The organism is Aeromonas enterica (genome assembly GCF_054052465.1).
Window position 1 is genome coordinate 22,622 of record NZ_JBSTYL010000005.1, and the last position, 25,140, is coordinate 47,761.

Genomic DNA, 25,140 nt, shown 5'->3' on the forward strand with positions numbered 1-25,140 from the left:
ATATAGATCTTGCATTTAACCTATATTAATCGCTGTTTATTTTAATGTTGGCGAGATAATTGGCTTTCATGCATCGTTCGTTTAACGAGCGATGAGACAGGGTGAAGATCAGCAGGGCCGAGGTGCTGTGCTGTACCTGCATCTGTGTCAGAAAGGGATCCGGCTCGTCCGTATCAAAGCCGAATACCGGATGCGAGGGGGTGACCCTGACCGCATCCCGCGACAGGGTCAGCTCGTTCACGTCCACCCACTCGTAGCCTTGGCTCTGCGCTATCTCGCCCGCCCGCTTGAGCACATACTTGCGGGCCGTCTCCCGATCGATCAGCTCGTTGCCGACAAACTCCAGTTGCCATTTGTCCGGCGCAAGGCGGGTGTGGGAAAACCCCGTCTGGCCGTTCCAGAATGATTTCTCGCTGTGATAGGGGGTGGCACAGCCGAGCAGCAGAGCGCTCAGCAGGCAGGCCAGCAACAGATCAGACAGGCGGGTGCCAAAGCCGGACAGGCTGGCAAACCGCCCTGCATGACAACGGGAGCAGAAGGAGAGGGGGAGCAGACGTTGCATCGCGAGGGCCGCTTGGCGAAACACCTCACCACTACAGCACAAACCGATCCGTGAGACAATCGCCGCTCAGGCCACTGCTGGCTGAGCCAAGCCAGGGAATAAAAAAAGGCCTTGTCGTTTGACAAGGCCTTTTTCGGGGAATTTGGTCGGTGTGAGAGGATTCGAACCTCCGACCCTCTACACCCCATGCAGATGCGCTACCTGGCTGCGCTACACACCGACGGAGTCAGCTCGGCTGACGGGGGCTGAGTTTATGGAGATGACCCGACCCTGTCAACAGGGGAAATCCCACTCTGAGACTGTTTGCCTGCTTTGCGAGCAATAGACGCTCAAAGTACCGCCACAGCGGCTAAATCCGGCCATCGAGGGCCCATGTCAGGGGGCTTTTTCAACCCACTGTTCAACCCACCATGCAAACGGCCGCCCGGAGGCGGCCGTTTGCATCAGCGATGAGCGGATCAACGGTTGAAGGTGAGCCGCTTGCCCAGCACCTGATTGGTGACCTGGCCGTTTTGCCAGGCGATCTGGCCGTTGACCAGGGTCATCTCCACCGTGCTGTGGAAGCGGTAGCCGTTGAAGGGGGACCAGCCGCACAGGTAGAGCAGGTTGCTGTCGTTGACCACATAGGGCTTGCCCAGATCCAGCAGCACCAGATCTGCGAAGTAGCCCTCGCGAATGTAGCCGCGATCCTGCACCTGGAAACGCTCGGCCACCGCGTGGGAGGTTTTCTTGACGATGGTCTCCAGGCTGAACACGCCGTTGTGGTAGAGCTCCAGCAGGGCCAGCATGGAGTGCTGCACCAGGGGGATGCCGGACGGCGCCTTGAAGTAGCTGTTCTGCTTCTCCTCCCAGGTGTGGGGGGCGTGGTCGGTGGCGATGATGTCCAGCACGTCATTGCGCACCGCATCCAGCAGGGCGTGCTGGTCGGCGGCTGTCTTCACCGCCGGGTTGCACTTGATCTGGCTGCCCAGGGTGTCGTAATCCGCCTCGTTGAAGAACAGGTGGTGGACACACACCTCGGCGGTGATGTTCTTGTCTTTCAGCTCGCTCAAGTCATGGCTGGCGGTAAACAGCGACAGCTCCTTGGCTGAGGTGAGGTGCAGCACGTGCAGCTTGGCACCGTACTTTTTCGCCAGACCCACCGCCATGCTGGAGGACTTGTAGCAGGCCTCGTCATTGCGAATGCGGCCGTGCTCACGCATCGGCACATCCTCGCCCCACTTGGCGCGGGCCTCGTCTTCCAGCACCTTGATGGAGGGGGTGTCCTCGCAGTGGGTGACTATCATCACCGGGCTCTCGCGGAAAATCGCCGCCAGTGTCTCCTGGTTGTCCACCAGCATGTTGCCGGTGGAGGAGCCCATGAACACCTTGACCCCGCAGGACTGCTTGGGATCGAGACGCTTGATCTCGTCGAGGTTGTCGTTGGTGGCACCGAGATAGAAGCTGTAGTTGGCGGCGGAGGAGTTGGCGGCTATCTGGTATTTGGCTTCGAGGGCATCGAGGGTGGTGGTCTGGGGGTTGACGTTGGGCATTTCCATGAAGCTGGTGGTGCCTCCTGCCACGGCGGCCCGGGATTCACTGGCGATGGTCCCCTTGTGGGTCAGGCCGGGCTCCCGGAAATGGACCTGATCGTCGATCATTCCGGGGATGAGGTGACGACCGGCTGCATCTATCACCACGGCATCGGGCGCCTCTATGTGAGGGGCGATCCGGGCGATCCGTTCCCCTTCAATCAATACATCCGAGGCATAGATGCGGCCTTCATTGACCAGGGTGGCATTCTTGATTAGCAATTTGTTCATGGGGGAGTCCGGTTCCTTTGTCAGTGATCGCGGGTCATAATATCGCAAACTGCACTTTCTCTGTAGCAAGGCCTGACTGATGAAGTTATTTGTAAGAGATTTGACCGTGATCGATTCCAGCTACCTGTGTGAACGCCGTGGCATGGTGGGGGAGAGCTGGCTGGTGGATGTCGAGATGAGCGGCGAGCTCAACGAGATGAGCATGCTGCTGGACTTTGGTCGGGTGAAAAAACTGATCAAGTCGATCATCGATGAAGAGGTGGATCACAAGCTGCTGGTGCCGGCCGAGTGCGCCTTGGTCCATGTGGCTCATCTGGAGGGGGAGGAGAGCACGGTCGATCTGCTGCGCCCGGGTCGCTCCATTCACCTGCGCTGCCCCACCCAGGGCTTTGCCTTCATCCCGGCGCCCCAGATCGACAAGGAGTCCGTCACCCGCTATCTGCTGGCGGTGCTGGCCCAACGGCTGCCCGGCAACATCAAGGACTTGGCGCTGACCCTGCGTCAGGAGCAGATCGATGGCGCCTTCTACCACTACAGCCACGGCCTGAAAAAGCACGATGGCAACTGCCAGCGCATCGCCCACGGCCATCGCTCTCCCATCGAGATCCATGTGGACGGTGAGCGTGACGGTGAGCTGGAGCTGAACTGGGCCGAGCGCTGGGCCGACATTTACCTCGGTACCGAAGAGGACAAGGTGGCCCTCGGCGAGCTGAGCCTGAGCGAGCTGGCCAGAAGCACCCTGAATGAGATGACCAGCACACAGCCGGGTGAGCACCACCTCGGCTTCAAGTACGTGGCGCCTCAGGGGTTGTTCCAGCTTGCCATGCCGGCGGGGGAGGTGGAGATGATCGACACCGACACCACCATAGAGCTGCTGGCCTGCTACATAGCCCGGGAAGTGAAGAAGGCGGTGGGCGACAAGTTCGTGAAAGTCGTGGCCTATGAAGGGGTGGGCAAGGGCGCCATCGCCTACGCCTGATCCCGTGCTCGTTGCCAGAATAAGCAAGGCCCCGCATCTGCGGGGCCTTGTGGTTTCAGGACAATGGAAAAACAGACGGTCTCATCAGGCGCTGAGCCGGAAGCGCTTGACCAGGCTCTCCTGCTGCTCGGCCAGCGAGTCGAGCTGCTGGCTGGTCTCGGCCACCCGCTCGATCCCCTGATAGTTGAGATCCGAGATATCCGAGATGCGGTTGAGGTTGGTGGCGATGTCGGCGCTGGTGGCCTGCTGCTGCTCGGCGGCGGAGGCTATCTGGCTCGACATGTCGCTGATCAGCACCACTATCCCCTGCACCTCCTCCATGGCGTTGTTGGCGTGGGAACTCTGATCCATGCAGCTGTCCATCTCGCGGGAGCACTCCTGCATCACTGTCACCGCCTTGGCGACCCCCTGCTGCAGGTTCTCGATCATGGTCTGGATCTCGCTGGTGGACTGGGCGGTGCGCCCCGCCAGGCTGCGCACCTCGTCGGCCACCACCGCAAAGCCGCGGCCCTGCTCGCCGGCCCGGGCCGCCTCGATGGCGGCATTGAGCGCCAGCAGGTTGGTCTGCTCGGCGATGCCGCGAATGACATCGAGTATGTTGCCTATCTGGTTGCTCATGGCGCTCACATCGCCGATCACCTTGCCGGTCTGCTGCAACTTGCCCGCCAGCTGATGGGTGGTGGTGATGTTGCCGGCCATCACCTTGCGGCCGGTCTCGGAGGCTTTCTCCACGTCCTGCACCCGCTCCAGAGTCTGGTTGGCCGCCTGCGCCACTTCACGCACCGAGGCTTCCATCTGGGTCATGGCGGCGGCGACCGAGGCGGTCTCCTGGCGCTGTTTCTCCAGATCCGCCCGCACCGATTCCGTGGTGTGGCGGTTGTCGTGGGCGGCGTTGTTGAGCTGGGTCGAGGCCTGGGAGAGCTGGCTCAGCACGTCCTCCATCTGCTGGATCAGCAGGTTGATCTGGCTGCCGAGCTGGCCAAACTCGTTCTTGCTGCGAAAACCGATGCGCTGGGTCATGTCGCCCTGAGTCACCTCGGTCAGCACCCGCAGCAGCTCCTTGAGCGGACGGCGAATGGCCTTGCCCAGGGTGTAGGCCACCAGAATGGCCACCAGAATGGCGATGGCGATGCTGATCCCCTGGGTGAGCGTGCTCTGGGCCTGTACCTTGCCGGAGGCGCGTATGCTGGCGTTCATCAGCTGCTGGCTCTGGTCGGTGATCCCCTCCAGCTTGCTCTGGATGCTGACGATGAGCTTGCTGGCCTGCTTGCTCTGCTCACGCATCCGCTCCTGCTGCTGCATCAGCGCCAGGTACTGGGAGAGCACCCCTTCGCTGGCGGTGGTGTCGCGCACGAAGCCGTGCACATAGTGGCCCATGTCATTGTCGAAGTTCTTGAGCTCCCCCTGCAGATCCTTGATGGTGCTGTTGAACCCCTCAATCTGCATCTTGTTGCGCTTGAGCGCTGCCTCGATGGGTGCGGGTATGGTCTGGTTGAGCGCATCCATGGTGGAGAGCTCGATGGCGGAGAGCTTGGTGGTCAGGGTTTCTGACAGCATCTTGATAAAGCTGTCGTCAATGGTGACCATCATGTCGCCGAGGTTCTTCTTGAACTGGGGCAGACTGACCTGAAACTGCCCCTTGGCCTGGTTCACCTTGTGCAAGCGGGTGAGCAGGGCCTGGTGTTCGGTGGGCAGGGTGCCGGTCAGTTGCAGATAGTCGCTGACCAGCTTGTTCAGTGCCGCCATTTCACCCTGCAGTTCAGGGTGCGCCGCCGCCTGCTGGGCAAGGGTGGTGAGCGTCTTGTCGACCTGGGCCTTGGCCTGTTGCAGCTCGGCCACCTCGGCCGGGATCTGCTTGGGATCCTGCTCGGTCAGCACGTCGGTGAGCCACTTGTTGGCACTGAGCAAGCTGATCTGGGTTTGACTGCTGGCGAGCACCAGCGGCATGGATTGCCGGGTGACCTGATCCAGCGCCTGATTGAGCTCGCTCTGGCTGCGAAAGGTGAGTACCGAGGTGGCCGCCATCACGGCCACCAGAATGGCAAAGCCTAAATAGACCCTCTGCAAGATGGAGAGGTCTGACATTGTTTGTTTCATTATTGTCCCGCTGTATATGCAAAAGTCCCTTGCCTGAATACCCCGTCCATTTGATACCCTGCTACCACTCTGGGCGAGCGACGCCATCTGACGTCTTCCGGCTATCGGTATTTTTAACAATAACTGAAGAGAATGGGACAACGGCTGTGTCAAATGTCGGCTTGTGTCACACTTGACGGGCCCTGATGGCCACCTCGGGAGTCGCTTGAGGTTGGTGTTGAATTTTCTTTTTCATATAAAGGAGTTATCCATGGCGCAAGAAACCATTTTCAGCAAAATCATCCGTAAAGAGATCCCCGCCGACATCCTTTATCAAGACGATCTGGTGACCGCATTTCGGGACATTCAGCCCAAGGCAAAGACCCATATCCTGATCATCCCCAATGTACTGATCCCCACGGTCAACGACGTGGAAGCCGAACATGAGCTGGCCCTCGGCCGCATGTTCACCGTGGCCCGCAAGCTGGCCAGCGAGGCCGGGATCGCCGAGGATGGCTATCGCCTGATCATGAACTGCAATCGCCACGGCGGGCAGGAGGTCTACCACATCCACATGCATCTGGTGGGGGGTCAATCCCTGGGGCCGCTGCTCTGCCTGTGATGCACTCGTTTCCCCGTCTGGCCGGCCTGTTGCTGGCCAGCGCCTTGCTGGGGGGCTGCGCCTCCCACTGGCAGGACATGTTCGTCTCCTATTCCGATCAGATGGTGCCGCTGCGCAACCAGCTGCTGCTGGGGCACGCTGCCGAGGCGCTGCCCGAGGTGCGCGAGTCCACCCTGGGGGACGACACCTATGTGCTGGATCGGCTCGAGCAGGGCCGCATCGCCTGGCTGGCCGGTCAGGATGCGGGCAGCAAGCAGGCCTTTGCCGCCGCCGACAGCCGCCTCGAGTGGGAAGACAATCAGGCCGAATACCGGTTGAGCCAAGGGCTGGGTCAGGCGGGCAGCCTGCTTACCAACGATCAGAGCATGGCTTACCTGACCCCGGATTATGAGCGCACCATGCTGCATCACTATCTGGCCCTCAACTATCTGCAACGGGGAGACGCCGACGGCGCCCTGGTGGAGGTGCGCCGGGCCAATCAGGTGCAGGAGCGGGCCCTCAAGGCGCGGGCGGGGGAGGTCAGCAAGGCCAGAGAGAAAGGGGCAGAAGCCAGCACCGAGCGGGAGATGCGCCAGCTGATGTCGCGTGGGGCACCGGATCTCGACCGGCTGATCGGCCAGGTGAAAAACGGCTTTCAAAACGCCTACACCTTCTATTTCTCCGGCGTGCTCTATGAGGCGTCCGGGGATCTCAACGATGCCTGGGTCGACTATCAACGCGGCTACCAGATAGCGCCGGACAACCAGAGCCTGCAGGATGCCTTGCTGCGCCTGGCGAGGCTGCGCGGCTCCCCCGATGAGCTCAAGGAGACCGAGAAGAAGCTGGGTCGCAAGGCGCCGCCGTTGGTCAAGGATCAGGGGCAGCTGGTGGTGCTGTTTGAAGATGGTCTGATCCCGGCGCGGCGCGAGCTGTTCCTGCCGCTGCCCATCGCCACCTCCAGCGGCGATTTTCGTACCTTTACCGTGGCCGTGCCCTATTACGACAATCGGGCCAGCAACACCGGGCCGCTGACGGTATCTGTGGGCAAGCGGGTTGAACAGACCAGTGAACTGGTGCGACTGGAGGCGTTGGCCGCCAAGGATCTACAGGAGCGGTTGCCGGGCATGCTGACCCGTCAGGCGCTGCGGCTGGTGACCAAGGAGCAGCTGAGGCGCACCGCCGCCAAGGAGGGGGGCGATGTGGGCAATATTCTGGTCGGCATCTTCAATACCCTCTCGGAGCGGGCCGATACCCGCAGCTGGCTGACGTTGCCGGCCCAGGCGTCCAGTTGGCAGGGCATGCTGCCGGCAGGCGAGGTGCAGCTCACTCTGGGGGCGGGCAGCGCCATGCGCACCCTGCCGCTCACCGTCCACGGCGGGCGTACCACCCTGGTGTGGGTGCAGCGGCTCGGCGCCGGTCTGACGACCCGGGTGATGCCGCTGTAGCGGCGGACAATGGCAATACACATGAATGACCGGTCGAGCCCCTGGGGTCGCCGGCAAGGAGAGCAAGATGAAAGCACACGAATTAGCTCTGGGTCTGGTTCTGCTGCTGACCGGCTGCGCCACCAATACCTCCGGCGTGGCGCTCTATGGCGCGGCGGGGGCCGCTGCGGTGGCGGAGCAACATCAAAATGTCAACGTTACCCTGACCGAGCTCAGCCGGCGCGAGCAAAACGGCCTGCTGCAAGTCAATGTGGCGGCGGCCAGCACCCAGCGCGGCGACAACAAGCTGCAATACCTGTTCTATTGGTATGATGAGGCGGGGCAGGAGGTGGCCAGCGATGGCCGCGGCTGGACCCCGCTCAAGCTGCACGGCTATCAGACCCGCACCCTGTCTGCCCTGGCGCCGAACCCGGCCGCCCGGGGCTACCGGATTTACGTACGCGAAGTGATTGAGGAATCCTACTGATGAAAATGAATCATGCCCTGCTGATTTTGAGTGGCGCCCTGCTGCTGGGCGGCTGCTCCAGCACCACCGTCAGCTATGGTGATCCGACCGAAACCGAGACAGTCACCGTCGATTACGGTTCAAGCGATCTGCAGGCCATTGCCGACAAGATGGCGGATTCCATGCTGGCGTCGCCGGCCACCAGCGAGATCACCGCCGGCGGCCGTCCCGTGATGTTCATGGATTCCATCCGCAACAAGACCTCGGAGCACATCGACACCGAAGCCATCACCGACACCATTCGCACCAAGCTGTTGCGCGCCGGCAAGTTCCGCTTCGTCGACATGAGCAAGGTAGCGGCGGTCAAGCAGCAGCTTGAATACCAGCAGAGCAGCGGCATGGTGGATCCCGCCTCCATGGTGCGTCTGGGCAAGCAGACCGGGGCCCGCTACATGGTCTATGGCAACCTCGCCAGCATCGTCAAGGACAACGGCAAGGTGAAGGATGTCTACTACCAGATGACCATGAACCTGATGGATCTGCAAAACGGCGAACTGTTGTGGGCCGATCAGAAAGAGATCCGCAAACAGGCGAAGAAATCCACCTTTGGCTGGTGATTTGGCAGAGCTGGAGCTGCTGACCAGTCTGCCGGCACTCTGGCGTTCGGGGCGGCTGGAACCCTTGGCCCGCGGCCTGACCAACTGCAACTATCGACTGCGCCTCCCCTCGGGGCGCAGTCATTTTTTGCGGCTCGGTCATCCGGATCCCTGCCGGCTCGGCATTGACAGGGCAACCGAGTGGCAACTCTATCGGGGGGCCATGGGTCAGGGGCTGGCGCTGCCCTGCCATCACAGCGACCCCGTCAGCGGCCTGATGCTGCTGGATTGGTGCGATGAGCCCAACTGGGCCGAGGCGCCCCCGCCGCCCGCCGAGCAGCCCCGGCTGCTGGCCGGGGTGCTGGTGCGGCTGCACCGGCTGCCGGTGCCGGCCGTGGTGATGGCGGTGCGGGCTCATGCCGCCGGTTATCGCGACCGCCTGGCCCGGATCCCTGACTGGTTGCCTGCGCTGGAGCGGGGGCTGCTCGCCAGCCGCGAGCCCGATGATTGCTGGCTCCCTTGCCATCATGATCTCAATCCGGCTAATTTGTTGGGAACCCGGCCCTGGGTCATCGACTGGGAGTATGGCGCCGCCGGGCATCCCGGTTTCGAGGTCGCCAGCATCCAGCGCACCCACGGCTGGGACGACGGCCAGCGAGAGGCGCTGGAGAGCGACTATCTTGAGCGGGCAGGGGCGAAATTGGGAAGCCTGGGCTTTCAGAGCCAGGCATTTCTGCCCTGGGTCGACTACATAGGGCTGCTGTGGGCGCTATTGATGGCCGAGCAAGACCCCGGGCCCGATTACCAGGCCCTGATCGACACGAATCGTCAACGGCTGGAATAGTGTTGGTGCTTGGGCTGGCTTGTCAGGCCCTGCCCGACACGAATAGCCACCTATCAACGGCTGGCATAGGCAGGATCAGATCGATATGCATCATCAACTCGTCAACCTTCGGAGTCGTACATGGTGACCTCTTTTTCCTGGCGTCAGCCCCGCAGCTGGAGCCTGGTGTTGATCTGTCTGCTGCTGGTGGGCTGTTCCACCCGGGTGGTCTATTACTGGCTGGACGTGGCCATCGTTTGGCAGCTGGATGACTATTTCTCGCTGGATCGCAGTCAGAAGCGGCTGCTGGACAACGAGGTGAAGGGGCTGATGGCCTGGCACCGTCAGTATGAGGTGCCCCGCTATGCCGATGATCTGGACGCGTTGGCCAAAGCCGTGGCGAGCCCCATGAGCCCGGCCCAGGTCTCTCTTCATCTGGCTGCTGCCCAGCAGAGCCTGACTCGTACCCTGGAGAACACGGTGCCCCGCGCCGTCCGGCTGGCGCGCACTCTGACCGAATCGCAGGTGGCCATGTTCATGAAGGACAGGCTCAGCCGGCAGACAGAGCGGGAGCAGGAGTTTGCCAGCAAGCCCAAGGCCGAGCTGCTCAAGGAGTTCACCGACAAGATGAACGAGCGGCTGGTGTTCTGGATTGGCGAGGTGAAACCGGCCCAGGCGCCGCTGGTGGCCCAGTGGGTGGAGTGGCAGTACGAGCTGCAGGCACCCTGGCTGGAGTTTCAGACCGCCTGGACCAAGGAGCTGGACAGGCTGATGCAGCAGCGTCAGAGCCCGGACTTCGGTGCGCAGCTCACGGCTCTGTTGCAACAGGGGGACGGCCTGATGGATGGTCGTTTCACCGGCTACACGGATCAATCACGCCAGCGCACCGTCAACTGGCTGAGCGCCCTCAGCCAGTCGCTGGACATCTCCCAGCGCGCTCATCTCTACACCCTGCTCAAGGGCTATGCCCGCGATTTCAGGCAGATGTCGGAGGGGTAACAAGGTGGAGAGTGCCGCAGGGCGGGGGGCGGTCGGTCCCCATTCCCTTGTTCTGGTCGGGGCCCTGTGGTAGTTTGCCTTTCTATTATTTGGGAATTAACTTTTTGAGCCTGCTGGACAAAGTGAAACTGGCGTTGATGACACTGCTCATCTCGCTCACTCTGTTGCTCTCTACCGTCTCGGTGGAGGGGCTCAAGGTATCCGCGTCTCAGGCTGCGTCCCCACATGGCCAGCTGATGAGCGATGCCGGCACGGGCGATCAGTCCGATACCGTGCTGGTGATCCACAGCGCCAGCGACAGCGACGACGGGGTCGTCAAGTTTGTCGGCTCCCACCAGAATCATCTGCTGCGGCTCGAACACTCCCTGCGTAGCGATCATCAGCCCGGCAGCGTCGTCTACGAGCTGATCATGAGCTGGTCACAGCAGGCTATCCTGCTGCTGCTGTGCGGCCTGCTGCTCTATGCGGCGCTCTTCTACCCCAAAAACAGCTTCCGCGACCGCTTTGCCACCATTCACCGGCACAGGTTGCAACGCCAACACCTGCAATACCGCTTCTCCCAGAGTTATCTCGCCTGATCCCGATGGGGTCCGGCCTTGCTGCGCTGCCTCATCGTCTCCTGTAAAGCCTGCTCACCGTGCGTGAACGGGCGTCCAGTCTCATTTGTATTTTCTTGCGTACCGCCCCCGCCATGGGTAGCGAGCGCGCCGCCTTCTCCTGACAGAGGCTTTTGCCATGAGAAAAAAGAGTCGTACCACCCTGAATCGCATGAGTATGTGGCAGTACGCCCTGCTGCTGCTCATGCTGTTCACCTTCGCGTTTTACTCCCTGCCCACCTTCTTCGGTGAGCAGCCTTCCCTTGGCCTGCACGGCCAGACCAGCCTGACCGAGGCACAGCGCACTCTGCTGGCCGACAACCAGATAGCGCCGCTCAAACAGGTGCAACAGAAAGAGCGGGTCGAACTGGTGTTCAACAGCCAGTCCGAACAGCAGAGGGCCAAGCAGCTGCTGGAGCAGCAGGGCTATGACAGCGCGGCCCTGACCCTGGAGTTCTACTCCAATGCCCCGACCTGGATCAGCCAGCTCGGCGCCGCCCCCATCAAGCTCGGGCTGGACCTGCGCGGCGGCTCCCAGCTGCTGATCGGGGTCGATCTCAGCTTCGTGGTGGACAACCAGACCAGAAACCTGGTGGACATGCTGCGCACCCAGTTCCGCGAGGCGCGCCTGCGGGGCGCCAACGTGGCCCGGGTGAGCGAAGGGGAGGTGAGAGTCACCCTGCCCGAGGTGGCCGATCAGGCGCCCTGGCTCACCATCATCAAGGATTCCGCCGGTACCCGGCAGGACCAGTGGCAACTCAATCGCAGCGGCAACGAGCTGCGGCTGGTGATGAGCGAGGCCGAGCGCACTCTCCTGGCCAACAACGCCGTGACCCAGAACCTGTCAATTTTGAAAAAGCGGATCAACGAGCTCGGCATAGTCGAGGCCTCGGTCCAGCGTCAGGGCCAGGACGGTATCCGCATCGAGCTGCCCGGGGTGCACAATCCCAAGCAGGCCAAGGAAGTGATAGGCGCGACCGCGTCGCTGGCCTTCTACGAGGCCCAGGCCGACAGCCGCTTTTTCATGGCGGATCGCAGCGGTCAGGCCGTCGGTCTGGCCCGCAAGCCGGTGCTGAGCGGCGAGCACATCGTCGATGCCCGCGCCAATATGGGCGAGATGGGCCAACCCCAGGTCAATATCGTGCTCGACAGCCTGGGTGGCAGCAAGATGAACCAGTTCAGCCGCCAGCACGTGGGCAAGCCGATGGCCACCGTCTTCACCGAATACAAGACCAACGCCCAGGGCAAGCTGCGCGCCCAGAGCGAGGTGATCAACGTCGCCACCATCCAGACCGCCCTTGGCAACCAGTTCCGCATCACGGGTATTGGCAGTCTGCCAGAGGCCCAGGAGCTGGCCATGCTGCTGCGGGCCGGCGCCCTCACCGCGCCCCTCAAGATCCTGGAGGAGCGCTCAATCGGCCCGACCCTGGGCCTTCAGAACATAGAGGCGGGCTTTACCGCGCTGGCGTTCGGCATGGCGGGCATGATGCTGTTCATGATGGCCTGGTATCGCAAGTTCGGCTGGGTCGCCATCACGGCACTCATCGCCAACCTGCTGATGCAGGTGGGCATGCTGGCCGTGCTGCCGGGGGCCGTGCTGACCCTGCCGGGGATCGCCGGTCTGGTGCTCACGGTCGGCATGGCGGTGGATACCCATGTGCTGATCTTTGAGCGGATCAAGGACCGCCTGCGGGAGGGGGGGAGTCTCGCCAACGCCATCGACTTTGGCTATCGCTCGGCGTTTCGCACCATCTTCGATGCCAACATCACCACCCTGATCTGCGCCGTGGTGCTCTACTCCATCGGCTCGGGCCCGCTGCAGGGTTTCTCCATCACCCTGATCCTGGGTCTCATCTCCAGCATGGTGACCGGCATCTGGGGCACTCGCGCCATCATCAACCCCCTGTGGGGCAAACGCAGCGACAAGCTGCTGAGGGTGTGACCGTGACCCCTGCATTCACTCTGTGCCATAGCGCCGCGCGTTCGAGCCTGCTGTGCGCCTGCGCCACGCGCTTCCGGTTGGGAAGCCCGAGTCAGCTGTTGTCGAGGATAAAACTATGTTGAGAATGATCGTTGCCATGGGCCTGACCCGCTGGCGTTACATCGGGTTGTGGATTTCCGTGCTGCTGACCGTGGCAAGCATTGCCGTGCTGGCCATCAACGGGCTGTCGCTCGGGCTCGACTTTACCGGTGGCATACTGCTGGAGTTTCGCATCCAGACCCTGAAAGAGGCCCATGAACTGAACGCCCTGCTGAGCGCCCCGCTGGCAGGGGCGGTCGAGCTGAGCGGCGCCGGCGTGCCCGGCGAGTGGTTGATCAAGCTGCCGCCCCACGAACTGCCCTGGGCGGCGGAGGAGCTGGCGGTCATGCTGGGTCAACAGCTCAACTTGCCGGTGGAGCTGCTGCGCACCACCATAGTCGGCCCTCAGGTGGGCGCCGAGCTATTCCAGCAGGGGATGCTGGCGGTGCTGGTGGCCTCCTTGGCCATCTCCGCCTACCTGGCGGTGCGTTTCGAGTGGCGTCAGGCCATCGGCATCCTGGTGTCTGTGCTGCACGACGGTCTGGTGGCCATGGGGCTGCTGGCGCTGTTCAACATCGAGTTCGACCTCAACGTGATCGCCGGCCTGATGGCGGTGATTGGCTATTCCCTCAACGACAGCATCGTCATCTCGGACCGGTTGCGGGACATCTTGAGCTCACGCACCAAGCTCTCCATCCACGACTGCTCGGATGTGGCGATCAAGGCGACCTTCAGCCGCACCATGATCACCTCGGGCACCACCCTCTTTACCGTGGGCGCCTTGCTGCTGTTCGGCGGCGATGCCCTCTACGGCTTCGCTTTCACCCTGTTCGCCGGCATCCTGGTGGGGACCATCTCCTCCATCACGGTCGCCTCCACCGTGCAGGAGCTGCTGGGTCTCTCGCCCCTGGCCTACCAGAAGAAAGAGGAGGAGCTGGCTGAGGCAGCGTGATGCCTCTTGTCCACTCCCTGTATGCAAAACGGGCCCATCGGGCCCGTTTTTTTATCTCAGCAGGTGGCCTAGAAGCCGGAGCCCGGTTGCTGCAAAAATTCGGCCTCCTCCGGCGTGCTGCTGCGACCCAGAATGGCGTTGCGGTGAGGGAAGCGGCCAAAGCGTTCGATGATCACCTGATGGCGGCGGGCGAAATCGGCGAAGCCCTCGAAGGTGGCCTGCGCCGGACCGCCGGCCTGCTCGGCTGCCAGCGCCTCGAACAGGGTCACGCTGCGGACTTGCTGCTCGCGCGATTCGGCGTGCTCCAGCGGCAGGTAGAAGAAGACCCGCGCCAGCGGCGAGAGCGCCTTGTCTGTCCCCAGCGACAAGCCCTTCAGACAGAGAGCCCGGGCCAGCGGGTCCTGGGCAAAGGCACCGGGCGTGGCGCGATGTATGTTGCGTGGCAGTTGATCCAGCAGCAGGATCAGTGCCAGCCGGCCGACGGGCACCTCGGCCCAGTGGGCCAGCGATCCGGTGGTGGCTGCGTCGGCCAGCGCCCCAAAGCGGCTGGCGATCAGCGCATCGGTTTCGCTGCTTTTCCCCCACCAGAGCGGGGCTTGCCGTTTGGCGCGGGTGGCGTCGTCGGCCTCATCGCCAAACCAGAAATCGAGCAAAGATTGCCAGGGTTGCATGGGAACTCCTTGAGCCGGGGTGGCTCGGGGTGAAACAAGGCCAATTGACCCTGATGTGGTTGCTGCCTAACGGGCGGCTTCTCGTTACACTGTGCCATCTTTTGCCTGAAACAAGGAACCCCCCTTTGGTTGGCATTCGCCTGTGGCGTCTGCCCGAGGGGATTTTTCCATTGATATGAGGAATGCCTGATATGGCCGGAACCAGTTTGTTGGCCCTGCTTGATGATATTGCCAGCGTACTCGATGACGTGGCCCTGATGACCAAGGTGGCCGCCAAGAAGACCGCCGGTGTACTGGGGGATGATCTCGCCCTCAACGCCGAGCAGGTCTCAGGCGTGCGGGCCGAACGGGAGCTGCCCGTGGTGTGGGCCGTGGCCAAGGGGTCGTTTCGCAACAAGCTCATTCTGGTACCGGCCGCCATCGCCATCAGCGCCCTGGTGCCCTGGCTCATCACCCCCTTGCTGATGCTGGGGGGCGCCTATCTCTGCTTCGAGGGCGCAGAGAAGCTGGCCCACAAGTTTCTACCCCACGATGCAGCAGAAGGTGAGCCGAGCAGCCAGGTTGTTCCCGACGATCTGGTGGCCTTCGAGCAGCAGAAGATAAAGGGGGCCATTCGCACCGACTTTATCCTCTCTGCCGAGATCATCGTCATCGCGCTCGGCACAGTGCAGGGCAGCAGCCTGGGTTTGCAGATCTCGGTGGTGGCGGGCATAGCCCTGCTGATGACGGTGGGTGTTTATGGGCTGGTGGGTCTTATCGTCAAGCTCGACGATATCGGCCTGCACCTGCTGCAAAAGCCCGATGGCGGCCCCTTGCGCCGGGCCGTGGGGCAGGGGTTGCTGGTGACGGCGCCGCGTCTGATGCACCTGCTGGCGCTGGTGGGGACCATCGCCATGTTCATGGTGGGTGGCGGCATTCTGGTGCACGGTTGGCCCTTCGCCCATCACCTCGTTGAAGGGGCGGCCGCAGCCCTTGCCACCTTGCCATCCGTGGGCGCCGTGCTGGCCGCGGTGACGCCGACCCTGCTCAACGCCGTGGCCGGTGTGGTGGCGGGCATGGTGCTGGTGCTGGCCATGACCCTGGTGAGCAAACTCAAACCCGCCAAATAACGGCGGTCTGTCCACTGTTTGTGCTCGACCGACAGAGGCCGTCGCACAGGTGATTGTTCGTCTTGTTTGTTGACTCGGATGGGGGCTGGGCAAGTGCCGGTCCCCTTCGTACTATCCGAACTGGCACCAGCCCACAGAGGCGGGGCCACATGACATGGATGCAAACAAACAAGGACTATCATGAACCCACCCGTTTGGCTGGATGATCACATCTATGCCGCCCCCGATTGCCCGGCGATCGACGCCGATTTCCAGCGTGCCCGCGAGGCCCTGAACAGCCTGCAGCACTTGCTGGATGAACTGCCCAAGACCACCGACATCAATGGCTTGCGCCACCTGCTGCGGGCCATCAGATCCTGCTGGACCGACGTTTGCCGGCTGGCCTGGAACAGCCAGACCTATGCCTATAACCGGCTCAGTCGCAATGGTCGCGACGAAGCGGCGCGTGCGCTGCTCTCCCGTGGTCAGCAGTTGCAGGCGACCCTGGCCCAGCTCAGCAAACCTGTGGCCCTGTTCTGGGCAAGTGCCCCCGAGGGGCAGGTGCGGGCCTTGCTGCAGGATCCCGAGCTGTTCGAACTGGCCTATGCCATCCGTCACGACAGGCGTCAGCAGGATCAACGGCTCTCCTTGGAGAGCGAACAGCTGATCGCGGGGCTGGGGGTGGATGGACTGCAAGGCTGGGGGGATCTCTACGACAGTCTGGTGGGCCGGCTCAGGCCGGTCGTGGACGGAGAGCCCATGGGGCTGGCCCAGGCGGAAAATCTGCTGGCTCACCCGGATCGGGCGCGTCGTGCCAGCGCCTGGCACGGCATTCAGGCCGCCTGGCAGGCCGAGCAGGAGACGGTAGCCGCCATCCTCAATGCCATCAACGGCTGGCGCAACGAACTCGCCGCCCAACGTGGCAAGACGCGTCGGCTCGATGCGTTGGATGTCTCCTGTCATCAGAGCCATATCGAGCGCGCCACCCTGGATACCCTGATGGCCGAGACTGACGCCCACAAGACGCTGGGACGGCGAGCCCTGCGCGCCATGGCCAGCGCCCGGCAGATCACCGATTTTGCCCCTTGGGATCTCTATGCCCCGGCGCCCGCCGCGACCCCGGCCCTGCTCAGCTTTGAGCAGGCGCTGACCCTGGTGGTCGATGCCTTCGCCGGGTTTGACCCCGAAATGGGGGCCTTTGCCCGCATGATGGCCGACAAGGGCTGGATTGACGCGGCCCCCAGCGCAAACCGGCGCAGCGGTGCCTACAGCACCGAATATGCCGATCCCCCCGAGCCTCGGGTGTTTCTCACCTTCGAGGGCACCATGGACAACCTCATCACCCTGGCTCACGAGCTGGGGCACGCCTGGCACAGCTGGCTGCTGCGGGACTTGCCGCTGGAGCAGCGGGACTACCCCAAGACGCTGGCCGAGACCGCCTCCCTGTTTGCCGAGGCCCTGGTGCGTGATGCCCTGTTGGCCGCCACCGACAAGATGGAGCCGCGCCGGGCCATCGCCTGGCTGGACGGGGAGCGGGCCGCCAGCCTGCTGCTCGACGTTCCGGCCCGCTTCACCTTCGAGCGGGCCCTAGTGGCTGCGCGCGAGCAGGGCTATGTGGGGGCAAGCCAGCTGCGGCAGATGATGAAATCCGCGCAGCAGCAGTGGTATGGTGACACCCTCAGCCAGTACGACGAGCTGTTCTGGGCCAGCAAGTGCCACTTCTCCATCGCCGATCTCGGCTTTTACAACTACCCCTATCTGTTTGGCTACCTGTTCAGCCTGGGGCTCTATGCCCAGAAGGAGCGGGCCGGGGGCGAGTTTGCCCAGGCCTATCGCGCGCTGCTTACCGACACGGGCTGCATGAGCGCCGAGGATCTGGTGGAGAAACACCTGGGGGTCGACATTCGCGAACCCGCCTTCTGGCAGGAGAGCCTGCGCTATGTGGAGGAGGCGGTCGACCGCCTCGAGCGACTGGTGTGACGGGCTGGCCCATCTGATCGAATCGGTTGATCAGACCGGCCGTTCGGGGTCGCCCCGGCGGCCCCTGTTTCTTTCGTGGCGAGTCCGCAGCGGCCCGGCCACGCGCATTTCACCCAGGGCAGCCTCTGCCCCCTGATATTGATGACGAGCATTTGATGCAGCAACGAATGTACCCACAACAGTGGCACAACCAGCATATCTATCCCGCCCTCGACTGCCCCGAGCTGGAAGCGGACATGAGCCTGGCCCGTGCCAACCTCGCCGAGCTTGCCGGTTTTATCGACGGTCTTGAGCAGGTGTCGGGCAACACCGACGACTTGCCCGATTTTTTGCGGGAAGTGCGTCTGCGGGCCCAGCAGATCCGCAATATCGGCTGGAACGTTGCCGTGCTGGCGGCATCAAGGGGCAGTCAGGATGCCTGCGATCCGCTCGCCAAGCAGCTGGCGTCCCGCGCCCGTGCCCTCAACGCCGATCTGTTCAAGACCCTGGCGCCGGTGGAAGATCTGATGCTGGGACTGCCCGAACCCGAGTTTGAGCGGCTGATGCAGGATCCCTTGCTCGGAGAAGAGGATTACCGGCTGCGCCATGAGCGCCGGCTGCAGGATCAACGCCTGCCGGTGGAGGCGGAGCAGCTGGTGATTGGGCTTGGCACCGACGGGCTGCACGCCTGGGGCAACCTTTACAACGATCTGGTGGGCAAGATCCGCCTCGTTATCGATGGCCGCGAGATGGGGCTGGCCGAGGCGAGCAATCTGCTTTCCAGCCCGCTGCGCGCCCTGCGCCGGGAAGCCTTCGACGCCATCAGTGCCGGCTGGGAGAGGGAGCAGGATACGGTGGCGGCCATCCTTAATGCCCTCAACGGCTGGCGGCTGGAGCTTTCGCGCCAGCGCGGTAAGCAGCGTGTGCTCGATGCGCTGGATCTCTCCTGCCATCAGAGTCACATAGAGCGCACCACCCTGGATACCCTCATGGCCGAGACCTATCACGCCCGGGGTCTGGGCCAGCGGGCGCTGGGCCTGATGGCGAAGCGGCTCGGCATCGACGATCTGGGGCCGGAGGACTTGTTTGCACCGCCCCCGGCCGCCAGCAGCCGCGAGATCCCGTTCGAGGAGGCGATCGCGATCATCGAGGGGGCCTTTGCCCGCTTCGATCCCGAGATGGGGGAGTTTGCCCGCATGATGGCCGAGAAGGGCTGGATCGATGCAGCGCCGACCCCGAACCGGCGGACCGGTGCCTACTGCACCAAGTTTGCCGATCCGGTGGAGCCGCGGGTCTTCATCACCTATGCCGGCACCATGGACAACGTCATCACGCTCGCCCACGAGCTGGGTCACGCCTGGCACAACTGGCTCATTCGCGATCTGCCCATGAGCCAGCGCAGCTACCCCATGACGCTGGCCGAAACCGCCTCCATCTTCGCCGAGACCCTGGTGCGCAGCGCCCTGTTCGAACAGGCGCAGACACCGGAGCAGCAGCAGGCCATCGCCTGGGCCGAGGCCGACGGCGCCGCCACCTTCCTGGTCAACATTCCGGCCCGCTTCGCCTTCGAGCAGGCGCTGGTGACCGCCCGCGGACAGGGCTATGTGTCGGCTGAGCGGCTCAAGACCCTGACCGACGAGGCGTGGGGCCGCTGGTATGAAGGAAGCCTGACTCGCTATCACCCCCTGTTCTGGGCGGCCAAGGCGCACTTCTCCATCGCGGGGCTCGGGTTTTACAACTACCCCTACCTGTTTGGCTATCTGTTCAGCCTGGGGGTTTATCAGCAGTTGATGAGCCGTCAGGCGGCGGGGGAAACGAATGTGGCCGAGGCGTATCGCGCCCTGTTGCGCGATACCGGCCGCATGAGCGCCGAAGATCTGGTGGCAAAACACCTGGGTCAGGATATCCGCGAGGCCGCCTTCTGGCAGGGCAGCATGGCGCTGGTGGCGGCGGCGGTGGATCGTTTCGAGCAAACCTGCGGCTAAGGGGACTCTGGCAAGCGAATGCGCCGCCGGGCAGTGTATCTGCCCGGCGGCTTTTTTATGGCCGGGGGTCGACTGGCCGAACCGGGCCCACCAGCAGGGGGCGGGGCTGGTGGCTGAGATCCGGCTGGTAGCCGTTGAAGAAGAGGTTCAGCAGCACCGAACTCAGGGTCGCCAGCAGGATACCGCTGTGCAGCAGCGGTTGCAGCGCGGCGGGAAAGTGCTGAAAGAAGTGGCCGGAGACGGTGGGGATCATGCCTATCCCCAGGCTGATGGCGACGATATAGAGGTTGTGACGGTTGCTGTTGTAATCGGCCCGCGCCAGGATGCGAATGCCGGTGGCCAGCACCATGCCGAACATGACGATGCCGGCGCCGCCGAGCACGAAGGGGGGAATGGAGGCGACCATCAGCGACATCTTGGGGATCAGGCCAAAGGCGAGCAGTATCCCCCCCGACATGACGCAGACCCAGCGGCTCGACACCCCGGTCACGCTCACCAGCCCGATATTTTGGGAAAACGAGGTGTGGGGAAAACTGTTGAAGATGCCGCCAATCACGGTTCCTATGCCGTCCACCCGCAGACCCCGCACTATGTCGCCCCGGCTGGCCGGGTGGCCGACGATGTCGCCGAGGGCCAGAAACATCCCCATGGATTCGATGAAGGTGATGAGCATGATGACGGTGAGGGTGGCGATGGAGATGGGGTCGAAGGTGGGCCAGCCGAAGGCGAAGGGGACTATGGGGGCAAACCAGGCGGCCTCATCCAGACCGGTCAGGTTCACCTCGCCCATGGCGATGGCCACGCCGAAGCCGAACAGTATGCCGAGCAGCACCGAGATGTTGCTGAAAAAGCCCTTGGTGAAGCGGGTCACCAGCAAGATGAAGGCGAGCACCAGGAAGCTGGTGCCTATGTAGCGCAGGCTGCCGTACTCGGGATTGCCCTTGCCCCCCGCCATCCAGTCGATGCCCACCTGCATGATGCTGATGCCGATGGAGGTAATGACCACACCCGTCACCACGGTGGGAAAGAGTGGCATCAGGCGGCCGATCAGGGGCACCAGCAGGGTGGAGAGGATCCCGGCGGCGATGGTGGCACCGAAGATGCCGGTCAGCCCCAGATCCGGATTGGCACCTATGGCCAGCATGGGCATGACGGCGGCGAAGGTGACCGACATGATGACCGGCAGCCGGATCCCGGCAAACCGGCCTATCCCCAGACACTGCAACAGGGTGACGATGCCACAGCAGAACAGATCCGAGCTGATGAGGTAGGAGATCTGCGCCTTGGGCAGCCCCAGGCTGCCACCGATCACCAGCGGCACCGCCACGGCGCCGGCGTACATCACCAGCACATGTTGCAAACCCAGGGTAAAGAGCTGACCGGGGGGGAGCATGCGCTCCACTTCATCGACGGGGGGGCGCGTCGCCGTCCCGGGGGGATTGGTCTGGTTCATGAACACATCACTCCTTGCGGCCCGATCGACACGGCCGGGCAAGATGGAACTGACTGGCAACCCCGCTCAGGGATCCGGGGATGGGCTGGACAGGGGGGCGAGCGTTGATCCCGTGCGCGTGCAGGCATGATGGGCCTGGATGGCCCTCCCGGGTGCGCACCCATGGAGGCTGATACTGCACGAAACGTGCGCAATCATGCGCATTGGTCCCATGGGGATGCGCTCGCTGGCGGTTTTGTGGGCAGGATCACAGGGTTGGAACATTGTGGCTGGGTAATCGTTTGCCGGCCCGAGTGGCGGGCTCTCAGATTGGTAGCCGGCGTATCATTTCTGCCTTGCGGGCTCTCACTTTGATACTCGCGCGGGGGAAAGGCCCTCTCGTTCTGGTTTCATCCGCAACCGGGGGCGTGATCCAAAGCAAGAAAGTGGGATGTTTTGGTGGCGCAGGGCCCCGCCGCTAAGGTAGGTTCGATAGAACCGACACAGTTTTTGAGGTCTTGTCCATGATCATCTATCTGCATGGTTTTGATGCCACCAGCCCCGGCAATCATGAAAAAGTGCTGCAGTTGCAGTTTATCGATGATGATGTGCGTTTCGTGCACTACAGCACGGTTCATCCCCGTCATGACATGAGCCATCTGCTCAAGGAAGTGAAGAAGCAGCTCGACATGAGCACCGATCCCAAGCCCCTCATCTGCGGAGTGGGGCTGGGAGGTTACTGGAGCGAGCGGATCGGCTTCCTGTGCGGCATCAGGCAGGTGATCTTCAACCCCAATCTGCACCCCGAGATCACCATGCAGGGCAAGATCGACAGGCCGGAAGAGTACGAGGATATAGGCACTAAATGTGTGTCTGAATTTCGTAGTAAAAATTCAGGAAATTGCCTCTGCATCCTTTCCGTTCAGGATGAAATCCGTAATAATGGCGAAACTGAGCGTGAATTGAAGAATTATTACAACATCGTGTGGGATGAGCGAGAGACTCACAAGTTCAAGAACATCTCTCATCACCTGCAACAGATGAAGGCTTTCAAAGAAGCCTGATTGATCGTCACGTCATGGATTCAACTATCAAGGGAGCCGATGGCTCCCTTCGCTTTAATGGAACCGAGGTAATTAACCATGACCAATATTGTTGTCGTCGGCGGCGGGGCCGGCGGTCTGGAGCTGGCCACCAGCCTGGGTCGCAAGCTGGGCAAGAAGAACAAGGCCAAGATCACCCTGGTCGATCGCAATCGTACCCACCTGTGGAAGCCCCTGCTGCACGAAGTGGCCACCGGCTCCATGGATGCGGGGATCGATGCCCTGAGCTATCAGTCTCATGCCAAGAACCACGGTTTCGATTTCCAGCTGGGCAGCCTGACCGACATCAAGCGCGACGAAAAGCGCATCGTGCTGGCGAAGATCATCGACGATAACGGTGACATAGTGGTGAACGAGCGGGAACTGCCCTACGACATCCTGGTGATGGCGATCGGTTCCGTGTCCAACGACTTCAACACCAAGGGCATCAAGGATCACTGCATCTTCCTGGACAGCCCTGCCCAGGCCCACCGCTTCCACAACAGCATGATGAACCGCTTCCTGCAGTTCGCCACCGAATACCAGCCGGGTGACAAGGTGAAGATCGCCATCGTCGGCGGCGGTGCCACCGGCGTCGAGCTCTCTGCCGAGCTCTACAACGCGGTGGAGCAGCTCTATGCCTACGGCTTCAAGAATCTCACCACCGACAGCTTGAAGGTGAGCCTGGTGGAAGCGGGCCCCCGCATTCTGCCGGCGCTGCCGGAGCGTATCAGCGGCGCCGCCCATCAGGAGCTGGTGAAACTGGGGGTGGACGTGCGTACCGCCACCATGATCACCGAAGCCACCGCCGAGGGTCTGCACACCAAGGATGGCGAGCTGATCGAAGCGGACCTGATGGTGTGGGCTGCTGGCATCAAGGCGCCGGACTTCATGAAGGATATCGCCGGGCTTGAGACCAACCGCATCAATCAGCTGGTGGTGAAAGAGACCCTGCAGACCAGCCGCGACGAAAACATCTTCGTCATCGGTGACTGCGCCGCCTGCCCGCAGCCGGATGGCAAGTTCGTGCCGCCGCGCGCCCAGTCCGCCCACCAGATGGCGACCCAGGCGTGCAAGAACATCCTGGCCAAGCTGGAAGGGGGCGAGATGAAGCCTTACCTCTATCACGATCACGGCTCGCTGGTCTCCTTGAGTCGCTTCTCCACCGTGGGCAGCCTGATGGGCAACCTGATGCGTGGCTCCATGATGGTGGAGGGCTACATTGCCCGCATGGTGTACATCTCTCTCTATCGGATGCACCAGGTCGCCCTGCACGGCTACGTCAAGACCGGCCTCATCATGCTGGTGGGCCGCATCAACCGGGTGCTGCGGCCGACTCTGAAGCTGCACTGAGCCGCGTCAGAACCGCAGGTGCTGAAAGCACAAAAAGGAGAGGCCTGGCCTCTCCTTTTTTTATCCGCTTGTTACCCGTTTTGAGACCGCATCCGGGGCGGAGAGATGGCCCGCCATGCTGTCATTGACAGCGATGGCAGCCATTATCGTGCAACTGGCTATTAGGGAGGCAGCTATGTTGTCCGGCCGAGGTTTGGGGTAGTCTGAAACCCGTTTTCACCCTCAGGAGCGCAAGATGATCCTCTCAACCACCCCCACCCTGGAAGGCAAGACCATTCGTGAATATCGCGGCATCGTCGTGGGCGAAGCCATCCTCGGCGCCAACATCTTCAAGGATCTGTTTGCCGGGATCCGCGACATCATTGGCGGCCGCTCCGGCGCCTACGAAAAGGAGCTGGCCCGTGCTCGCGAGATTGCCTTCGATGAGCTCAAAGAACGTGCCTCCGCGCTGGGTGCCAACGCCGTGGTCGGCATCGACATCGACTACGAGGTGGTGGGGCAAAACGGCAGCATGCTGATGGTCAGTATCAGCGGTACCGCCGTGCTGGTCTGATCCCCAGCGTTGATCCCTGCAGAGTAATAAGCCGATAACTTGGTTATCGGCTTATTTTTATTGATGACACCCCGTGTTCGAGTCAATTCAACCGCGCAGCCTGATAACCGGCGCACTTGCCCATCACGTAGCCCAGTTCCAGCTTGTCGAGGTCGCGGGTGAAACGGGAGACCGGAAAGCAGGCGGCCGGGGCTATCACCTCTATCTGGCAGTCATCCGGTGGGTTGGCGATGAAATCGAGGGCCTTGTTGTAGCTGCGATCTCGCTGCTCCAGCGCCTGCGCCAGGGCGGGGCGGGTTTTCAGCAGGGTACGGATCATCCAGGGGAACGGCATCGGCTTGAGTCGATAGCCCAGCGGTTCGGAGAGGATCACCGTCATCTGGCGGGCACCGCGTCGATAGGCCTCGATCACCGGGATGGAGTCGGCCACCCCGCCATCGGTCATCGGCACCCCGTGCACCTCCGGGTATTCACGGGAGGCGAGGGGGATGGCGCAGCTGGCAGGCAGCACCTCGTTCATATTCTCCGGCTTGACCCGGATGTACTCCGCCTTGCCGGTCAGGGTGTTGGTCACCACCGCGTAGAAGGGGATGCCGCTTTGCTGGTAGCTGTGTACGTCGAGGGGGTACTTGCGACAGCTGGTGTGCCATAGCCAGTGGATATCCACCAGATTGCCCCCCTTGGCGAAGCGCAGCGGATCCATGAACTCCTGGCGGCAGGCCAGCTCGGTCAGAATGTCGTGGCTGCGGCCATGCTGGCTGGCAAGATAGGCCAGCAGGTTGGTGGCGCCCGCCGAGACGCCGATGACAAAGTCGAAAGGGTGGTAATTGTGTTCGATGAAGGCATCCAGCACGCCGCTGGCGAAGATGCCGCGCATGGCGCCGCCTTCGACGACCAGTGCGTTGGGGGATGGGTGTGTATTCATGACGGACGCCTTATCGATGATCTGGCTGAATGGAGCCGTGTTGGGGACCAGCAGCGGGCTGACGAGAGGATTGGGGTCATTCTAGGCAGGGTGAATTGTTCGGGATATCTGTCAATTTCAAATCAGTCGTTCTGTTTTTATAAACAACAGAATTTGCTTGGCGGCTTGTGAAGCAAACCTGAAAGGGACTAGCATG

The 25,140-nt window shown here is 62.3% G+C and carries 22 protein-coding genes and 1 tRNA gene; 16 read left to right on the top strand and 7 right to left on the bottom strand.

Annotation, left to right across the window (positions count from 1 at the left end):
• Positions 1-25: 25 nt before the first annotated feature.
• The 3 genes from ACW5XD_RS07520 to ACW5XD_RS07530 all read right to left on the bottom strand — a co-directional run bounded on the left by ACW5XD_RS07520 (position 26) and on the right by ACW5XD_RS07530 (position 2,364).
• A complete protein-coding gene (locus tag ACW5XD_RS07520) occupies positions 26-562 on the bottom strand; it encodes a CC0125/CC1285 family lipoprotein (RefSeq protein ID WP_456494343.1) in 537 nt (178 codons plus the stop codon).
• Positions 563-705: 143 nt separating this feature from the next.
• A tRNA-Pro gene (locus tag ACW5XD_RS07525) sits at positions 706-782 on the bottom strand.
• Positions 783-1,020: 238 nt separating this feature from the next.
• Positions 1,021-2,364 carry a dihydroorotase gene (locus ACW5XD_RS07530; protein WP_456494344.1) on the bottom strand — a complete coding sequence of 448 codons (1,344 nt, stop codon included), beginning with the start codon at positions 2,362-2,364 and terminating at the stop codon, positions 1,021-1,023.
• A 79-nt stretch (positions 2,365-2,443) separates the two neighbouring features.
• Between ACW5XD_RS07530 and ACW5XD_RS07535 the strand changes: the two genes are divergently transcribed.
• The gene (locus ACW5XD_RS07535) at positions 2,444-3,343 is read left to right on the top strand and encodes a 6-carboxytetrahydropterin synthase (protein ID WP_456494345.1); all 900 of its coding nucleotides are present in this window, start codon (positions 2,444-2,446) and stop codon (positions 3,341-3,343) included.
• Between the two features lie 84 nt (positions 3,344-3,427).
• On the opposite strand, the gene ACW5XD_RS07540 is transcribed toward ACW5XD_RS07535, so the two are convergent.
• Positions 3,428-5,440, bottom strand: coding sequence for a methyl-accepting chemotaxis protein (locus ACW5XD_RS07540; protein WP_456494346.1), 2,013 nt, complete (start codon positions 5,438-5,440; stop codon positions 3,428-3,430).
• 250 nt (positions 5,441-5,690) lie between these two features.
• On the opposite strand from ACW5XD_RS07540, the gene hinT reads away from it, so the two are divergent.
• From hinT to secF, 9 genes are all read left to right on the top strand, one after another.
• On the top strand, positions 5,691-6,041 hold the full coding sequence (gene hinT, locus ACW5XD_RS07545; RefSeq protein WP_042869695.1) for a purine nucleoside phosphoramidase: 351 nt from the start codon (positions 5,691-5,693) through the stop codon (positions 6,039-6,041).
• Positions 6,041-7,465, top strand: a complete 1,425-nt coding sequence (locus ACW5XD_RS07550; RefSeq protein WP_456494347.1) for a COG3014 family protein — start codon at positions 6,041-6,043, stop codon at positions 7,463-7,465. The genes hinT and ACW5XD_RS07550 overlap by 1 nt, the downstream gene beginning before the upstream one ends.
• Positions 7,466-7,532: 67 nt before the next feature.
• Positions 7,533-7,931, top strand: a complete 399-nt coding sequence (locus tag ACW5XD_RS07555) for a YcfL family protein (protein ID WP_456494348.1) — start codon at positions 7,533-7,535, stop codon at positions 7,929-7,931.
• Positions 7,931-8,527 carry a penicillin-binding protein activator LpoB gene (gene lpoB / locus ACW5XD_RS07560; RefSeq protein WP_456494349.1) on the top strand — a complete coding sequence of 199 codons (597 nt, stop codon included), beginning with the start codon at positions 7,931-7,933 and terminating at the stop codon, positions 8,525-8,527. The genes ACW5XD_RS07555 and lpoB overlap by 1 nt, the downstream gene beginning before the upstream one ends.
• Positions 8,517-9,350, top strand: coding sequence for a phosphotransferase (locus tag ACW5XD_RS07565; RefSeq protein WP_456494350.1), 834 nt, complete (start codon positions 8,517-8,519; stop codon positions 9,348-9,350). Before lpoB ends, ACW5XD_RS07565 begins: the two co-directional genes overlap by 11 nt.
• Positions 9,351-9,470: 120 nt before the next feature.
• A complete protein-coding gene (locus ACW5XD_RS07570) occupies positions 9,471-10,328 on the top strand; it encodes a DUF6279 family lipoprotein (protein WP_456494351.1) in 858 nt (285 codons plus the stop codon).
• A 104-nt stretch (positions 10,329-10,432) separates the two neighbouring features.
• Positions 10,433-10,906, top strand: coding sequence for a hypothetical protein (locus ACW5XD_RS07575; RefSeq protein WP_456494352.1), 474 nt, complete (start codon positions 10,433-10,435; stop codon positions 10,904-10,906).
• Positions 10,907-11,063: 157 nt separating this feature from the next.
• Positions 11,064-12,866, top strand: a complete 1,803-nt coding sequence (secD, locus tag ACW5XD_RS07580) for a protein translocase subunit SecD (RefSeq protein ID WP_456494353.1) — start codon at positions 11,064-11,066, stop codon at positions 12,864-12,866.
• A gap of 115 nt (positions 12,867-12,981) precedes the next feature.
• A complete protein-coding gene (gene secF, locus ACW5XD_RS07585; protein WP_456494354.1) occupies positions 12,982-13,896 on the top strand; it encodes a protein translocase subunit SecF in 915 nt (304 codons plus the stop codon).
• Positions 13,897-13,964: 68 nt separating this feature from the next.
• On the opposite strand, the gene ACW5XD_RS07590 is transcribed toward secF, so the two are convergent.
• The gene (locus tag ACW5XD_RS07590; protein ID WP_456494355.1) at positions 13,965-14,567 is read right to left on the bottom strand and encodes a DUF924 family protein; all 603 of its coding nucleotides are present in this window, start codon (positions 14,565-14,567) and stop codon (positions 13,965-13,967) included.
• A 191-nt stretch (positions 14,568-14,758) separates the two neighbouring features.
• On the opposite strand from ACW5XD_RS07590, the gene ACW5XD_RS07595 reads away from it, so the two are divergent.
• From ACW5XD_RS07595 to ACW5XD_RS07605, 3 genes are all read left to right on the top strand, one after another.
• Positions 14,759-15,676: a DUF808 domain-containing protein gene (locus ACW5XD_RS07595; protein ID WP_456494356.1), complete on the top strand. Its 918-nt coding sequence runs from the start codon at positions 14,759-14,761 to the stop codon at positions 15,674-15,676.
• A 180-nt stretch (positions 15,677-15,856) separates the two neighbouring features.
• Complete coding sequence (locus ACW5XD_RS07600) at positions 15,857-17,635, top strand: M3 family oligoendopeptidase (RefSeq protein WP_456494357.1); 1,779 nt, start codon at positions 15,857-15,859, stop codon at positions 17,633-17,635.
• Between the two features lie 155 nt (positions 17,636-17,790).
• Positions 17,791-19,599, top strand: a complete 1,809-nt coding sequence (locus ACW5XD_RS07605) for a M3 family oligoendopeptidase (RefSeq protein ID WP_456494358.1) — start codon at positions 17,791-17,793, stop codon at positions 19,597-19,599.
• A 55-nt stretch (positions 19,600-19,654) separates the two neighbouring features.
• On the opposite strand, the gene ACW5XD_RS07610 is transcribed toward ACW5XD_RS07605, so the two are convergent.
• Positions 19,655-21,052: a nucleobase:cation symporter-2 family protein gene (locus ACW5XD_RS07610; protein ID WP_456494359.1), complete on the bottom strand. Its 1,398-nt coding sequence runs from the start codon at positions 21,050-21,052 to the stop codon at positions 19,655-19,657.
• Between the two features lie 503 nt (positions 21,053-21,555).
• On the opposite strand from ACW5XD_RS07610, the gene ycfP reads away from it, so the two are divergent.
• From ycfP to ACW5XD_RS07625, 3 genes are all read left to right on the top strand, one after another.
• On the top strand, positions 21,556-22,095 hold the full coding sequence (gene ycfP / locus ACW5XD_RS07615) for an alpha/beta hydrolase YcfP (RefSeq protein WP_456494360.1): 540 nt from the start codon (positions 21,556-21,558) through the stop codon (positions 22,093-22,095).
• Between the two features lie 78 nt (positions 22,096-22,173).
• Positions 22,174-23,466: an NAD(P)/FAD-dependent oxidoreductase gene (locus ACW5XD_RS07620; protein ID WP_456494361.1), complete on the top strand. Its 1,293-nt coding sequence runs from the start codon at positions 22,174-22,176 to the stop codon at positions 23,464-23,466.
• 235 nt (positions 23,467-23,701) lie between these two features.
• Positions 23,702-24,019: a heavy metal-binding domain-containing protein gene (locus tag ACW5XD_RS07625; protein ID WP_043556151.1), complete on the top strand. Its 318-nt coding sequence runs from the start codon at positions 23,702-23,704 to the stop codon at positions 24,017-24,019.
• 82 nt (positions 24,020-24,101) lie between these two features.
• Here ACW5XD_RS07625 and ACW5XD_RS07630 read toward each other — a convergent pair whose 3' ends face one another.
• Complete coding sequence (locus tag ACW5XD_RS07630; protein WP_456494362.1) at positions 24,102-24,944, bottom strand: patatin-like phospholipase family protein; 843 nt, start codon at positions 24,942-24,944, stop codon at positions 24,102-24,104.
• Positions 24,945-25,140: the final 196 nt, after the last annotated feature.

Excerpts from the sequence above, each read along its gene's own strand:
- ACW5XD_RS07600 (WP_456494357.1), top strand. The coding sequence starts at position 15,857 with ATGAACCCACCCGTTTGGCTGGATGATCACATCTATGCCGCCCCCGAT.
- lpoB (WP_456494349.1), top strand. The coding sequence starts at position 7,931 with ATGAAAATGAATCATGCCCTGCTGATTTTGAGTGGCGCCCTGCTGCTG.
- ACW5XD_RS07530 (WP_456494344.1), bottom strand. The coding sequence starts at position 2,364 with ATGAACAAATTGCTAATCAAGAATGCCACCCTGGTCAATGAAGGCCGC.
- ACW5XD_RS07620 (WP_456494361.1), top strand. The coding sequence starts at position 22,174 with ATGACCAATATTGTTGTCGTCGGCGGCGGGGCCGGCGGTCTGGAGCTG.
- ACW5XD_RS07610 (WP_456494359.1), bottom strand. The coding sequence starts at position 21,052 with ATGAACCAGACCAATCCCCCCGGGACGGCGACGCGCCCCCCCGTCGAT.
- ACW5XD_RS07630 (WP_456494362.1), bottom strand. The coding sequence starts at position 24,944 with ATGAATACACACCCATCCCCCAACGCACTGGTCGTCGAAGGCGGCGCC.
- ACW5XD_RS07570 (WP_456494351.1), top strand. The coding sequence starts at position 9,471 with ATGGTGACCTCTTTTTCCTGGCGTCAGCCCCGCAGCTGGAGCCTGGTG.
- ACW5XD_RS07535 (WP_456494345.1), top strand. The coding sequence starts at position 2,444 with ATGAAGTTATTTGTAAGAGATTTGACCGTGATCGATTCCAGCTACCTG.
- ACW5XD_RS07540 (WP_456494346.1), bottom strand. The coding sequence starts at position 5,440 with ATGAAACAAACAATGTCAGACCTCTCCATCTTGCAGAGGGTCTATTTA.
- ACW5XD_RS07555 (WP_456494348.1), top strand. The coding sequence starts at position 7,533 with ATGAAAGCACACGAATTAGCTCTGGGTCTGGTTCTGCTGCTGACCGGC.
- ACW5XD_RS07625 (WP_043556151.1), top strand. The coding sequence starts at position 23,702 with ATGATCCTCTCAACCACCCCCACCCTGGAAGGCAAGACCATTCGTGAA.
- hinT (WP_042869695.1), top strand. The coding sequence starts at position 5,691 with ATGGCGCAAGAAACCATTTTCAGCAAAATCATCCGTAAAGAGATCCCC.
- ycfP (WP_456494360.1), top strand. The coding sequence starts at position 21,556 with ATGATCATCTATCTGCATGGTTTTGATGCCACCAGCCCCGGCAATCAT.
- ACW5XD_RS07595 (WP_456494356.1), top strand. The coding sequence starts at position 14,759 with ATGGCCGGAACCAGTTTGTTGGCCCTGCTTGATGATATTGCCAGCGTA.
- ACW5XD_RS07550 (WP_456494347.1), top strand. The coding sequence starts at position 6,041 with ATGCACTCGTTTCCCCGTCTGGCCGGCCTGTTGCTGGCCAGCGCCTTG.
- ACW5XD_RS07605 (WP_456494358.1), top strand. The coding sequence starts at position 17,791 with ATGCAGCAACGAATGTACCCACAACAGTGGCACAACCAGCATATCTAT.
- ACW5XD_RS07520 (WP_456494343.1), bottom strand. The coding sequence starts at position 562 with ATGCAACGTCTGCTCCCCCTCTCCTTCTGCTCCCGTTGTCATGCAGGG.
- ACW5XD_RS07590 (WP_456494355.1), bottom strand. The coding sequence starts at position 14,567 with ATGCAACCCTGGCAATCTTTGCTCGATTTCTGGTTTGGCGATGAGGCC.
- secD (WP_456494353.1), top strand. The coding sequence starts at position 11,064 with ATGAGAAAAAAGAGTCGTACCACCCTGAATCGCATGAGTATGTGGCAG.
- secF (WP_456494354.1), top strand. The coding sequence starts at position 12,982 with ATGTTGAGAATGATCGTTGCCATGGGCCTGACCCGCTGGCGTTACATC.